The organism is Streptomyces mobaraensis NBRC 13819 = DSM 40847 (assembly GCF_017916255.1).
GTDB lineage: Bacteria > Actinomycetota > Actinomycetes > Streptomycetales > Streptomycetaceae > Streptomyces > Streptomyces mobaraensis.
On sequence record NZ_CP072827.1, the window covers coordinates 4,969,172 to 4,981,871 of the forward strand.

Here is a 12,700-nt window from a genome sequence, read left to right on the forward strand (position 1 = left end):
GCCGGAGAGCGGGCGGCGTACGGCACGATGGGGCGCATGTCCCGTACGTACGAAGATCCCTCCGGGCCCGCCGTCCCCGATCCGGGCCCCCTGCGTCTCGTGGCGATCCGCGAGACCCCGCTCTCCCTGGACGAGGTCTTCGCCGCGGTGGGCGACCCCGCCGCCGGCGGCACCGCGCTCTTCGTGGGCACGGTGCGCGATCACGACGGCGGGGCCTCGGTCGCCGGGCTCGGCTACTCGGCGCACCCCACGGCCGAGGAGGCGCTGCGGCGGGTCGCCGAGAAGGTGGCGGCGGACTTCCCGGTGCGGGCGCTGGCCGCGGTGCACCGGGTCGGCGAGCTGACCATCGGGGATCTGGCCGTCGTCGTCGCCGTCTCCTGCCCGCACCGCGCGGAGGCGTTCGGGGCCTGCCGCCGCCTCATCGACGACCTCAAGCGCGAGGTGCCGATCTGGAAGCACCAGGTCTTCTCCGACGGAACCGAAGAATGGGTCGGCGCGTAGCGCCGTCGTCGAGGGGTGGTGGTCGGGTGACGGGTGGGCGGGTCGGCGCGCGGAGGGGGCGCCAGGTGCCCGGAACGGGCCACCCGAGTTGCGTAACCGCCGCCCTGACGTGAGCGTTGAGACGGCAGACGATTAATGTGCTCATCGTAAGTCGCGAGGAGTAAGAGGTCGGAGGCCGTTATGGCGGCGCTCGCTTGGTTGCTGATCCCGGTTGCCGCGGCCGTGGCCGCCGCCCTGTGGGGAAGCTGGGCGGCCCGGAACCGCAAGGCAGGCGATGTCTCCGAGCTCGCGGGATACGCGAAGTTCCGCGAGGCGATGGAGCGTTCGGACTCCGGGGCCGGATCCGCTTAACGCGGATCCGCAGGGCTCGGGGGCCGGAATCCCGCGTGACGTGGGCCCCGGCAGGCACTTCTGCCCCGTACGGACCGCCCCGGAAGTGGACTGTCAGACCTGTCCCGTACTGTCGTTCCATGCCCCGCCGCACTGCGACGATGCTCGCCTCCCTGCTGACCCTGATCGCGCTGCTCTGCGTCGGCGTGCTGATCCCCGTGCCGTACGCGGAGATGTCGCCGGGGCCGACGGTGAACACCCTGGGCGACCACGACGGGGAGCCGGTGCTCCAGATCTCGGGGCACAAGACGTATCCGACCAGTGGGCACCTCAACATGACCACGGTCCGGGTCACCGGCTCGCAGTACCGGATGAACATGATCGAGGCGGTCTACGGCTGGCTGGACCACGACAAGCTGGTGGTCCCGCACAGCACGCTCTACCCGGACGACAAGTCCCCGGACCAGCTCAACCAGGAGACCGCCGAGGAGTTCAGCCAGTCCCAGGAGAGCGCCAAGGTGGCGGCGCTCAAGCAGCTGGACATCCCCGTCCCCACGCGGGTCGTGGTCTCCTCCGTCGTCAAGGCGAGCCCCGCCGAGGGCGCCTTGCACGCGGGCGACGTGATCAAGGCGGTGGACGGCTCGGAGGTCCGGCAGCCCGGCGACGTCGCGAAGTTCGTCACCCGGCACAAGCCCGGCGAGAAGGTCGCCTTCACGGTCGTCCCGGCCAAGGAGGCCGCCGCCGCGGAGAAGGAGAAGCGGCAGCCGCGCGGGACGGAGTCCGTCACCGTGGTGACGCGGGAGGCGCCCGGTGACAAGCGGGCCATCGTCGGCATCCAGGCGGGCACGGCGCACACCTTCCCGTTCCCGATCAACATCAAGCTGGCCGACGTCGGCGGGCCGAGCGCCGGCCTCATGTTCGCCCTGGGGATAGTCGACAAGTTGACACCGGACGACCTGACCGGCGGGAAGTTCGTCGCCGGCACCGGGACGATCGACGACGACGGCAAGGTCGGGCCGATCGGCGGCATCGAGATGAAGACGGTCGGCGCCCGGAACAAGGGGGCCCGGTTCTTCCTGACCCCCAAGGACAACTGCGCGGCCGCCGCCAAGGACACCCCGTCCGGGCTGACGCTCGTCAAGGTCGAGACGATAGGCGACGCGCTGAAGTCCCTGGAGAAGATCCGCAAGGGGGACGCGGCCGGCCTGCCGCGCTGCACGGCAGGCTAGCCACCCCGTCCCGGAAGTCGCTCGGGGCGGCTCAGTCCGCGAAGGTCGCGGCCAGCGCCTCGGCCAGCCCGGGCACCAGGTCGGGGCCGGTGAGCACCTCGGTCGGCGAGTCCTTCTCGCGCAGCCGGACGGCGGACTCCCGGGCCCCGTCCCGCAGTACGGCGACCGTCATCCGCACCTCCTGCCGCTCCGGGTGCTTGGCGACCCACTTGGCGAGCTGCTTCTCGCTCATCCCGTGGGGCACGGACCCCTCGGCGGACGGCGGGAGCATCAGCCGCTCCACGGTCAGGGCGCAGCCCGTCACCGCGGACGGCCAGGCGATGGTGGCGAGGAACTCGTCGAGGGCGGTGCCCGCGGGCAGTTCGTCCTGCTCGATGGGCGTGTAGGAGGGGACGGACGCGCCGGGGGCCGCGTCGTCGAGGCCGAGCTGGGCGGCCAGGGCGGGCTCCTGTGTGCGGAGCTTCGCGGTGTCGACGAGGGCGAAGAGCCGGGCGGGCTGGTCCCAGCCGAGGCCGGAGGCGTACTCGTCGATCTCGAGGACGGCGCGGGTCAGCGGGCTGGCGGCCATCGGGGGCGTGCCCGCTTCGGGGCGATCGGGGTGGCTCGGGGAGCCGGCGTTGCTGGACATGCCCAATATCGTGCCCTGAGAGGGGCCGAAATCGGGAACCGAGTAAAGCCTCGGTAAGTTGCCACACTGGGTCCTACTATCGCCAGGGCCTGATCGACAGCTCCCTTACAGCGAACTTCGAGGTGCGCACCTTGGCTTTCCAGATGCCGGACCGCGGCGGAGGCCCGACAGGGCCACGGATCAGAGTCGGCCGACCGTCCCGGCGCGTCCGGACCCTGCTGATGACCCTGGGTGTGCTGGCTGCGCTGGCCATGCTCTTCGTCATGTTCGCGGGGTTCTGGACCGACTGGCTCTGGTACCGCTCGGTGCATTATTCGTCGGTCTTCACCACCACCCTCGGCACCAAGATCGGCCTGTTCGCCGTCTTCGGCCTGCTGATGGCCGCGGCGGTGGGGTTCAACATCTGGCTGGCGCACCGGTTGCGCCCGCCGCTGAGCGCGATGTCGGCCGAGCAGCAGAGTCTCGACCGCTACCGGATGAGCATCGCGCCGTACAAGAAGTGGGTGCTGCTGGCGGTCACCGCGCTGGTCGGCCTGGTGGCGGGCGCCTCCGCGGCCGGGCAGTGGCGCACCTGGCTCCAGTGGGTCAACGGCGTCTCCTTCCACCAGAAGGACCCGCAGTTCCACAAGGACATCTCCTTCTACACGTTCGACCTCCCCTGGTACCGCTTCCTGCTGAGCTTCGGCTTCGCGGCGGCCGTGCTGTCGCTGATCGCGGCGGCCCTGGTGCACTACCTCTACGGCGGTCTGCGGCTGACCAGCCCGGGCCACCGGGCCACCGCGGCGGCCACCGGGCACCTGTCCGTGCTGCTGGGCCTGTTCGTCGCGCTCAAGGCCGTGGCGTACTGGCTGGACCGGTACGGGCTGGCCGTGAAGTCCAGCGGGCTGCGGTCGGCGGACGGCTGGACGGGTCTGCGCTACGTGGACGCCAACGCCTATCTGCCGGCCAAGACGATCCTCTTCATCATCGCCCTGATCTGCGCGGTGCTGTTCTTCGCGACGCTCTGGCGGCGCACCTGGCAGCTGCCGGTCATCGGCTTCGGCCTGATGGTGCTCTCGGCGATACTGATCGGCGGGCTCTACCCGGCCATCGTGCAGAAGTTCCAGGTCTCGCCGAACGAGCAGACCAAGGAAGCGCCGTACATCGCCAAGAACATCAAGGCGACGCGGGCGGCGTACGGGATCGACGACACCAAGGTCGACGACCGGTATCCGGGCAAGAGCGACGCCGGCGGCAAGGACAAGAACAAGCTGCGCGAGATGGCGAACTCCACCGCGAGCCTGCGGCTGCTGGACCCGAACATCGTCTCGCCGGCCTTCCAGCAGGAGCGCCAGGACCGCGGCTACTACCAGTTCCCGTCCACCCTGGACGTCGACCGCTACACGGTGCAGGGCAAGGAGCAGGACACCGTCATCGGCCTGCGTGAGCTCAACATCAAGGGCATTCCCGAGCGGAACTGGATCAACGACCACTTCAAGTACACGCACGGTTACGGCGCCGTGACGGCCAAGGGCACGTCCGTGCCCAAGGGCGGCGGCCCGGACTTCCAGTCGGACGCCGCCCTGGGCCCGTACGAGCCGCGTGTGTACTACGGGGAGAAGACCACCCAGTACTCCATCGTCGGCGGGCCGCAGAAGGAGATCGACAAGCCCGGTGACGAGGGCAAGGAGAGCTTCGGCTACGACGGCAAGGGCGGCGTCGCGCTGTCCAACCCGGTCAACCGCGCGGCCTACGCCGTGGCGTTCGGCGAGCCGAAGATCCTCTACTCGGGCGCCATCGGCAAGGGCTCCAAGATCCTCTACAACCGGACGCCGAAGGAGCGCGTCGAGGCGGTGGCCCCCTGGCTGACCATCGACGGCGACGCCTACCCGGCCGTGGTGAACCACCGCATCCAGTGGATCGTGGACGCCTATACGACGACCAACGGCTATCCGTACGCCTCCCGCACCACACTGGGCGACACCACCACCGACTCGTTGACGACCGGTCAACGCGCCGTTGTCGCACAGCAGAACCAGGTCAACTACATCCGCAACTCGGTGAAGGCGACCGTCGACGCCTACGACGGCACGGTCAAGCTCTACCAGTGGGACACCGAGGACCCGGTGCTCAAGACCTGGATGAAGGCGTTCCCTGGGACGGTCAAGCCGAAGGGCGAGATCAGCACGGACCTGAAGGCGCATCTGCGCTACCCGCAGGACCTGTTCAAGGTCCAGCGCGAGCTGCTGGCCCGCTACCACGTCACCGACCCGGCGGCGTTCTACACGGGCAGCCAGCGCTGGCAGGTGCCGGACGACCCGACCAACAAGGGCAACGCGGTGCCGCCGTACTACCTGAGCATGCGGATGCCGGACCAGAAGGACCAGACGTTCTCGCTGACGACGACCTTCACGCCCAAGAACCGCCCCAACCTGGGCGCGTTCATGGCGGTCGACGCGGACGCGAAGAGCGACGGCTACGGCCGGATCAGAATCCTCGAGCCCAAGGGCGCGGTCTGGGGTCCGGAGCAGGCGCAGAGCAATTTCAACAGCAATTCGGATGTCGCCAGCCTGATCAGGCTTCTCAAGGGCGGTGATTCCGAGGTCGAGTACGGAAATCTGCTGACGGTGCCCCTGGACGGCGGTTTCCTGTACGTGGAACCCGTGTACGTCCGCGGCGCCAGGGCGAATTACCCGCTGTTGCGGAAGGTGCTCGTCAACTACGGCGAGAAGATCGCCTTCCGGGACACCCTCGGCGAGGCCCTGGACGAGGTCTTCGGCAAGCAGCAGGGCGAGACCGGCAAGCAGCCGCCGGACACCTCGCGTCCGTCCACCGCCAACCCCACGGTCAAGCAGGCGGTCAAGGACGCGCAGGACGCCTGGGCCGCCGGCCAGAAGGCGCTGGAGCAGAAGGACTTGGAGGCGTACGGCAAGGCGCAGAAGAGTCTGAAGGACGCCCTCGACCGGCTGGCCAAGGCCGAGGAGGGGGCCGAGAAGAAGGCGGACGGCAAGCCCGCCGGCAAGCAGGACGAGGGGAAGCGGACCGACGGTTAGCCGATGCCCCGCCCCGCGCCGTGGTACGGTTGTTCCACAACAGCGCGGGGTGGAGCAGCTCGGTAGCTCGCTGGGCTCATAACCCAGAGGTCGCAGGTTCAAATCCTGTCCCCGCTACTGAAGACAAGGCCCGGAGTTTCGAACTCCGGGCCTTGTCGTGCGTTCGGGGCGGTGGTAGGGACCGCGCTCCATGGCCGGCCGGCGGGGGACCACCGTTCGCATCCGGCGCCACGCTGGTCTGTGCGGGTTATGTGCGGGGCTTTTGATTAGAGTTTGGGGCATCGCTGTGTCGGGAAGTCGGGAAGTCGACAAAACGCTGAAGTGACCTCACTGGCTGCGGCATTCCAGGTGTACACAGGTTGCGGGAGTGCGACGATGGGACGTATGGGGGACAAGGCGAGGCTGGTGGAGACACGTCGGCTGGTAGAGGCTCCCGTCCGGGGGAGTGAGCAGGGGACCGACCGGGGGAACGCCCCGGACGGACAAGGCGGGCAGGTCCCGTCCCAGACGTCCGCCGGCGCCTCGGCGGACGCCGCCGACCTGGAGCTCGAAACCGCCCGCCGCCGCGCCGAATCCGGCGACCCCGCCGCCCTGAGCACCCTCGGCGCCCTGCTGCTGCGCCGCGGCGACCTGGACGCCGCCGAGCGCTGCCTGCGCGCCGCCACCGCCGAGGGCGACCGCTCCGCCGCCAACAACCTGGGCGTCCTGCTGCACCAGCGCGGCTACCCCGACGAGGCCGCCGGCTGGTGGCGGGTCGCCGCCGTCGCCGGTTCCGCCGCCGCCGCGCACGCCCTGGGCCGCTACCACCGCGAGCGCGGCGACGAGCCCGCCGCCGAGTACTGGCTGCGGCAGTCCGCCGAGTCCGGGCACGCCCTCGGCGCCTACGCCCTCGCCGACCTGCTGGAACACCGCAGCGACGTGGGCGCGGAGCGCTGGTTCCGGTCCGCCGCCGAGCGGGGCCACCGCGAGGCGGCGTACCGCCTCGCCCGCATCCTCGACGGCCGCGCCCCCGGCTCCGCCGCGAACCGCCCCGGCGTCCTGCCCGGCCCGGCCCCGACGGCGGCCGGCCGGCGCACCCCCGTCGGCGGCGGGGACACCTCGGTGCGCGACCTGCGCGCCGCCGCGGCCGTCGGCAAGGAGCGCGGGCCCGCCGCGGAGGCCGAGCAGTGGTACCGCCAGGCCGCCGCCCGCGGTCACCGCCGCGCCGCCCTGCACCTGGGCACCCTGCTGGAGGCGCGCGGCGAGATCCAGGAGGCGGCCCGCTGGTACCTGACCTCCGCCAAGGACGGCGAGTCCCGTGCCGCCTGCGCCCTCGGCTTCCTGCTGCGCGACGCCGGCGACAACGACAGCGCCGCCGTCTGGTGGCGCCGGGCCGCCCAGGACGGCGACGGCAACGCGGCCAACGCCCTGGGCGCCCTGCACGCCGACCGCGGCGAGGCCCAGCAGGCCGAGCGCTGGTACCGCGCCGCCCTGGACGCGGGCGACGTCAACGGCGCGTACAACCTCGCCCTGCTCTGCGCCGAGCAGGGCCGCACCGCCCAGGCCGAGCAGTGGTACCGGCGCGCCGCCTACGCGGGCCACCGGGAGGCCGCCAACGCCCTGGCCGTTCTCCTGCTCCAGGCCGGCGACCCGGCGGGCGCCGAGCCCTGGTTCTCCAAGGCGGCCGAGGCCGGCAGCGTCGACGCCGCGTTCAACCTGGGCATCCTCTACGCAGGGAGGCACGACGAGCGGGAGGCGCTGCGCTGGTACGAGCGCGCCGCCGCGGCCGGCCACACCGAGGCCGCCCTCCAGGTCGCCATGGCCCTGCTGCGGGACGGCGATCAGGAGAGCGCCGAGGAGGCCGAGCGCCACCTGCGCGTCGCGGCCCGCGGCGGCAGCGCCGAGGCCGCGTTCCGGCTCGCGAGCCTGCTGGACCGGGAGGACCGCGGCGAGGGCGCTGCGGCCGAGTGCGAGGAGTGGTACGACCGCGCCGCCCGCCAGGGCCACCGGAGGGCCCAGGTGCGGCTCGGGATGATCGTGGCGGCCCGTGGCGACGTCGTCCGGGCCGCCCGCTGGTACCGCGAGGCGGCGGAGGCGGGCAGCCGCAACGGCGCGTTCAACCTCGGGCTGCTGCTGGCCCGCGAGGGCAGTGAGCCGGAGGCCGCGCTGTGGTGGACCCGGGCCGCCGAGGCCGGGCACGGCCGCGCGGCCCTCCGGCTGGCCCTGCTGGCCGCCCGGCACGGCGACCTGACGGAGGCCCAGCTCTGGTGCGCGCAGGCGGTCGAGTACGGCCCGGCCGAGGTCGCCGAGCGGGCGGCGCGGCTGCGGGACGCCCTCCAGCAGGAGCTCTCGGCGTGAGGGCCCGGCCCCGGCGGGCCGGGCCGCGTACGGCGGCGGAACGGCGGCGCGCCGGAGCGGAACGTGCCGCCGCCGGCGGTCGGGGATCACCCGTTTGCATGGAACGCCTTGACCGGGTTACAGTTGACCTACCGACGCGGGGTGGAGCAGCTCGGTAGCTCGCTGGGCTCATAACCCAGAGGTCGCAGGTTCAAATCCTGTCCCCGCTACTCCTGACGAAGGCCCGGATCCCGAGGATCCGGGCCTTCGTGCTGTGTTCCCGGGCCGGTGAGCCGAGCGAACGCCCCCCGGCGCCCGCCGTCACGCTCCCGAGCAGCCCGGGCACAGTCCGCGATAGGTCACCTCGACCGCGGACACCTGGAAGCCGAAGCGCTCCTCCGTCGGCAGTCCGGCGAGCAGGTCCCCCGAGGGGTGCACGTCGCGGATGGTGCCGCAGCGGGAGCACACCAGGTGCTGGTGCGCGTGGTGGGCGTTCGGGTCGTAGCGTTTCGCCCGGCCGTCGGTGCTCACCTCGATGATCTCGCCGAGGGACACCAGTTCGCCGAGTGTGTTGTAGACCGTCGCCCGGGAGATCTCCGGGAGCAGTTCGGTCGCCTTGGCGTGCACTTCGTCGGCGGTGTAGTGCACATGGTCCCCGTCGAGCACCTCGGCGACGACGCGCCGCTGCGCGGTCAGCCGCCAGCCACGTCCCCGGAGCCGTTCCAGCAGGTCACTCATGCCATTCACCCATCAGTCAGATAGGACCAGCCTAGCAGCGGCAGGCGTCTACCACTGGATCCGGTTTTTATGTCAGCTCCATCTTGACTTAGACAAAGTCCAATGTAAGGATCGGTCTCGCCGCGGGGCCGAAGAGGACCGGCCGAGCGGGCAGGACCGAGAAGACGGAGGCGTACGTGACGGTTCAGGACGAGGCCATGACCACGACGGGCCCGCTGACCACGGAGTCCGGAGCTCCGGTCGCGGACAACCAGAACAGCGAGACCGCGGGCATCGGTGGCCCCGTCCTGGTGCAGGACCAGCTGCTGCTGGAGAAGCTCGCCCACTTCAACCGGGAGCGGATCCCGGAGCGCGTGGTGCACGCCCGCGGCGCCGGCGCCTACGGCACCTTCACCGTGACCCAGGACGTCACCCGGTGGACCCGGGCGAAGTTCCTGTCCCAGGTGGGCAAGCAGACGGAAACGTTCCTCCGCTTCTCCACCGTCGCGGGCAACCTCGGCTCGGCGGACGCGGTGCGCGACCCCCGCGGCTTCGCGCTGAAGTTCTACACCGAAGAGGGCAACTACGACCTCGTCGGCAACAACACCCCCATCTTCTTCATCCGCGACGCCATCAAGTTCCCCGACTTCATCCACACCCAGAAGCGCGACCCGTACACCGGCTCGCAGGAGGCGGACAACGTCTGGGACTTCTGGGGCCTGTCGCCCGAGGCCACCCACCAGGTGACCTGGCTATTCGGCGACCGCGGCATCCCCGCCTCGTACCGCCACATGGACGGCTTCGGCTCGCACACCTACCAGTGGAACAACGAGGCCGGCGAGGTCTTCTGGGTCAAGTACCACTTCAAGACCGACCAGGGCATCAAGAACCTCACGCAGGAGGAGGCCAACCGGCTCGCCGGCGAGGACCCCGACTCCCACCAGCGCGACCTGCGCGAGGCCATCGAGCGCGGCGACTTCCCGAGCTGGACGGTGTCCGTCCAGATCATGCCGGCGGACGAGGCGGCGACGTACCGCTTCAACCCCTTCGACCTGACCAAGGTCTGGCCGCACGCGGACTACCCGCTGCACGAGATCGGCAAGCTGGAGCTCAACCGCAACCCGGACAACGTCTTCGCCGAGGTCGAGCAGTCGGCGTTCTCGCCGTCGCACTTCGTGCCCGGCATCGGCCCGTCCCCGGACAAGATGCTCCAGGGCCGGCTGTTCGCCTACGCCGACGCCCACCGCTACCGCGTCGGCATCAACGCCGACCAGCTGCCGGTGAACCGTCCGCACGCCACCACGGCCCGCACCTACGGCCGGGACGGCTACGCCTACGACGGCCGCCACGGCCGGGCGAAGAACTACGAGCCGAACAGCTTCGGCGGCCCCGCCGAGACCGGCCGGCCGCTGTGGCAGCCGGTCCCCGTCACCGGGGCCACCGGCAACATCGCGAATCCCGCGCACGCCGAGGACAACGACTTCGTCCAGGCGGGCAACCTCTACCGGCTGATGACGGAGGAGGAGAAGGAGCGCCTGATCGCCAACCTCGCGGGCTTCATCGCCAAGGTGTCGCGCGACGACATCGCGGAGCGGGCGATCAACAACTTCCGCCAGGCGGACCCCGACTACGGCAAGCGGCTGGAGGCCGCGGTCCAGGCCCTGCGCGGCTAGGGCGCTTGCCGTAAGAAACCGGAGAGGCCGGACGCCATGGGGCTCCGGCCTCTCCGGCTGTCCGCCGGCGGGAGGCCGCGCGCCGTGGGCGAAAAGGGTCACGCCGTCAGCGCCGTCCCGTCCCGCCGTGGCACCCCGTGCGCCACCCAGCAGCGGATGACGTCGCGTACCGAGACCACGCCCACGGTCTCCTGGCCGTCCAGCACGATCAGATGCCGGAACTCGCCGCGCGACATGGCGGTGGCGGCCTCCTCCAGCGTCCACTCGGGCGCCGCGAAGACCACGTCGGAAGTGGTGTGGCGGTGGGCGGTCTCCCGGTCCGGGTCGCAGCCGGCGCCGAGCGCCTTGAGGACGTCGCGTTCGGTGAGGATGCCGAGGCCGCTGGTGTCGGGATCGAGGACGACGGCCGCGCCGACCCGCCGCGCGGACATCAGCCGGGCGGCCTGCCGGAGGGTGTGGGCGGGGCCGATGGTGAGGACGATCGTGCTCATGGCGTCGCGGACGAGCATGGGCGTGCCACCTCCTGCGGGGCGCTTTCACGCATTCACAAGCCGTTCCTCAGCGTGACACGCGACGCCCCGGCGGGGAAGAGGACGACGACCGGCCGCTTTGCCGATTTTTTACGCCGTCTTTGAGGTTTCGAGCGGCCGAACGGGCTGTGACGTTCCTGCCGCCACCCCGCTCGCCGCCGGAGCCCCTCAGGTGCGCAGGTACCCCAGCAGCTCGTCGTGCAGCAGCCCGTTCGACGCGGCGGCGTTCCCGCTGTGCGGCCCCCGTCGCCCGTCCAGGCCCGTGAACCGGCCGCCGGCCTCCTCCACGATGACGACGTTCGCCGCCATGTCCCACAGCGACAGCTCGGGCTCCGCGCAGATGTCCACCGAGCCCTCGGCGACCATCATGTACGGCCAGAAATCGCCGTAGCCGCGCGTCCGCCAGCAGTCCCGCGTCAGGTCCAGGAAGCGCGGCAGCAGCCCGCGTTCCTCCCAGCCCGACAGCGAGGAGTACGCGAACGAGGCGTCCGCCATGCGCTCGACCTTGGAGACCGTCAGCCGGCTCGCGGACGACAGGCTGCGCCCGGTGTACGCGCCCGACCCCTTCGCCGCCCACCACCGCCGGCCCAGCGCCGGGGCCGACACCACGCCGACGACCGGCTGGTAGTCGACGGTGCCCTCGTGCTCCGTCTGGACCATCAGGGAGATCAGCGTCGCCCAGACGGGCACCCCGCGCACATAGTTCTTGGTGCCGTCGATCGGGTCGATGACCCAGCGGCGCGGGCCGAGGCCCTCGCCGCCGAACTCCTCGCCGAGCACGGCGTCGCGGGGCCGCGCCCGCTGGAGGTGACCGCGGATCAGCTCCTCGGCGGCCTTGTCGGCCTCGCTCACCGGGGTCATGTCCGGTTTGGTCTCGACCTTGAGGTCGAGGGCCTTGAACCGTTCCATGGTCGCCGCGTCGGCGGCGTCCGCCAGGACATGGGCCAAGCGCAGATCATCGTGGTAGTCGGACATAACAGGAACACTACCCGCGGCCCCCGTCCGCGCACGTGCGGCCCGCCCGGGCTCTTGACACCGTCTGGTGGTGCGTCAATTCTGTGGCCACAACCGTCGTGCGGCCGCAAGGCCCGGGAGGCGACGATGCCCGCGGCACGAGAGCTCCTGCTGGACGCGGCCTACACGGCGCTCGGCATCCGGCCCTGGCACGGGGTCCGGATGGTCGACGTGGCGGCCGCCGCCGGGGTGTCCCGGCAGACCCTGTACAACGAGTTCGGCAGCAAGGACGGCCTGGCCCGGGCCCTGGTCCGGCGCGAGGCGGAGTCCTTCCTGGCCGGTGTGGAACGCTCGCTGGCCGACGCCGTCGAGCGGGAGGACGCCGACGCCGGCGACTGCTGCGCGGCCGCGGCCGTCTGGACGCTGCGCACCGCGCGGGCCAACCCGCTGGTGCGCGCGGCCCTCACCGGCTGCCGCGGCGAGCGGCTGCCCGCCCAGGCGGCCCCCGCCGTACCGGCGCCGCGCACCCCGCCGCCGCCCATGACGGCCCGGAGCGCCCCCACGCCCGCCGCCCTGGTGGAACGCATCACCGGGAGCGCGGCCGGGGCGGCCGGCGAGGCCACCGCCAGGACCGGCCGCCCGCCGGATCCGGACGCGCTGCGCCGGGCCTGCGAGGCCGCGGTCCGGATGACCCTGTCATACGTGGTCGCCCCGGCGGGCTCCGACACCGAGGCGGCCGAGGAGGTGGCCGGTGTGGTCAGGACGCTGCTCGGCGGCGGGCGGGAGTGAT

Annotated in this window: 10 protein-coding genes and 2 tRNA genes; 8 read left to right on the top strand and 4 right to left on the bottom strand. The window is 71.6% G+C overall.

Going from position 1 to position 12,700, the window contains the following annotated elements; genetic code table 11:
* Positions 1-27: 27 nt before the first annotated feature.
* Entirely contained in the window at positions 28-501 is a 474-nt protein-coding gene (locus J7W19_RS21490) for a molybdenum cofactor biosynthesis protein MoaE (RefSeq protein ID WP_040887363.1), read from the top strand.
* A 470-nt stretch (positions 502-971) separates the two neighbouring features.
* Entirely contained in the window at positions 972-2,060 is a 1,089-nt protein-coding gene (locus tag J7W19_RS21495; protein WP_004937483.1) for a YlbL family protein, read from the top strand.
* A gap of 31 nt (positions 2,061-2,091) precedes the next feature.
* On the opposite strand, the gene J7W19_RS21500 is transcribed toward J7W19_RS21495, so the two are convergent.
* Entirely contained in the window at positions 2,092-2,688 is a 597-nt protein-coding gene (locus J7W19_RS21500; RefSeq protein WP_078587562.1) for a PPA1309 family protein, read from the bottom strand.
* Positions 2,689-2,831: 143 nt separating this feature from the next.
* On the opposite strand from J7W19_RS21500, the gene J7W19_RS21505 reads away from it, so the two are divergent.
* The 4 genes from J7W19_RS21505 to J7W19_RS21520 all read left to right on the top strand — a co-directional run bounded on the left by J7W19_RS21505 (position 2,832) and on the right by J7W19_RS21520 (position 8,266).
* Positions 2,832-5,720, top strand: coding sequence for a UPF0182 family membrane protein (locus tag J7W19_RS21505; protein WP_051072436.1), 2,889 nt, complete (start codon positions 2,832-2,834; stop codon positions 5,718-5,720).
* Positions 5,721-5,763: 43 nt separating this feature from the next.
* A tRNA-Met gene (locus J7W19_RS21510) sits at positions 5,764-5,837 on the top strand.
* Between the two features lie 267 nt (positions 5,838-6,104).
* Positions 6,105-8,057: a tetratricopeptide repeat protein gene (locus J7W19_RS21515; protein WP_004937493.1), complete on the top strand. Its 1,953-nt coding sequence runs from the start codon at positions 6,105-6,107 to the stop codon at positions 8,055-8,057.
* 135 nt (positions 8,058-8,192) lie between these two features.
* Positions 8,193-8,266 (top strand) — tRNA-Met (locus J7W19_RS21520).
* A 91-nt stretch (positions 8,267-8,357) separates the two neighbouring features.
* Here J7W19_RS21520 and J7W19_RS21525 read toward each other — a convergent pair.
* On the bottom strand, positions 8,358-8,774 hold the full coding sequence (locus J7W19_RS21525) for a Fur family transcriptional regulator (protein WP_004937498.1): 417 nt from the start codon (positions 8,772-8,774) through the stop codon (positions 8,358-8,360).
* Positions 8,775-8,971: 197 nt separating this feature from the next.
* Here J7W19_RS21525 and J7W19_RS21530 point away from each other — a divergent pair, with 197 nt between their 5' ends.
* Positions 8,972-10,426, top strand: coding sequence for a catalase (locus J7W19_RS21530; RefSeq protein ID WP_040887400.1), 1,455 nt, complete (start codon positions 8,972-8,974; stop codon positions 10,424-10,426).
* A 98-nt stretch (positions 10,427-10,524) separates the two neighbouring features.
* Here J7W19_RS21530 and J7W19_RS21535 read toward each other — a convergent pair whose 3' ends face one another.
* Together J7W19_RS21535 and hisN are read right to left on the bottom strand one after the other, a co-directional pair.
* Complete coding sequence (locus tag J7W19_RS21535) at positions 10,525-10,935, bottom strand: CBS domain-containing protein (RefSeq protein ID WP_004937501.1); 411 nt, start codon at positions 10,933-10,935, stop codon at positions 10,525-10,527.
* 189 nt (positions 10,936-11,124) lie between these two features.
* A complete protein-coding gene (gene hisN, locus J7W19_RS21540; protein WP_004937503.1) occupies positions 11,125-11,931 on the bottom strand; it encodes a histidinol-phosphatase in 807 nt (268 codons plus the stop codon).
* A gap of 126 nt (positions 11,932-12,057) precedes the next feature.
* Here hisN and J7W19_RS21545 point away from each other — a divergent pair, with 126 nt between their 5' ends.
* Positions 12,058-12,699 carry a TetR family transcriptional regulator gene (locus J7W19_RS21545; protein WP_004937506.1) on the top strand — a complete coding sequence of 214 codons (642 nt, stop codon included), beginning with the start codon at positions 12,058-12,060 and terminating at the stop codon, positions 12,697-12,699.
* Position 12,700 lies beyond the last annotated feature (1 nt).

What these genes read in the sequence shown, in the direction of transcription:
- J7W19_RS21490 (WP_040887363.1), top strand. Translation starts at nt 28, where the DNA reads ATGGGGCGCATGTCCCGTACGTACGAAGATCCCTCCGGGCCCGCCGTC.
- J7W19_RS21495 (WP_004937483.1), top strand. Translation starts at nt 972, where the DNA reads ATGCCCCGCCGCACTGCGACGATGCTCGCCTCCCTGCTGACCCTGATC.
- J7W19_RS21500 (WP_078587562.1), bottom strand. Translation starts at nt 2,688, where the DNA reads ATGTCCAGCAACGCCGGCTCCCCGAGCCACCCCGATCGCCCCGAAGCG.
- J7W19_RS21505 (WP_051072436.1), top strand. Translation starts at nt 2,832, where the DNA reads ATGCCGGACCGCGGCGGAGGCCCGACAGGGCCACGGATCAGAGTCGGC.
- J7W19_RS21515 (WP_004937493.1), top strand. Translation starts at nt 6,105, where the DNA reads ATGGGGGACAAGGCGAGGCTGGTGGAGACACGTCGGCTGGTAGAGGCT.
- J7W19_RS21525 (WP_004937498.1), bottom strand. Translation starts at nt 8,774, where the DNA reads ATGAGTGACCTGCTGGAACGGCTCCGGGGACGTGGCTGGCGGCTGACC.
- J7W19_RS21530 (WP_040887400.1), top strand. Translation starts at nt 8,972, where the DNA reads ATGACCACGACGGGCCCGCTGACCACGGAGTCCGGAGCTCCGGTCGCG.
- J7W19_RS21535 (WP_004937501.1), bottom strand. Translation starts at nt 10,935, where the DNA reads ATGCTCGTCCGCGACGCCATGAGCACGATCGTCCTCACCATCGGCCCC.
- hisN (WP_004937503.1), bottom strand. Translation starts at nt 11,931, where the DNA reads ATGTCCGACTACCACGATGATCTGCGCTTGGCCCATGTCCTGGCGGAC.
- J7W19_RS21545 (WP_004937506.1), top strand. Translation starts at nt 12,058, where the DNA reads ATGCCCGCGGCACGAGAGCTCCTGCTGGACGCGGCCTACACGGCGCTC.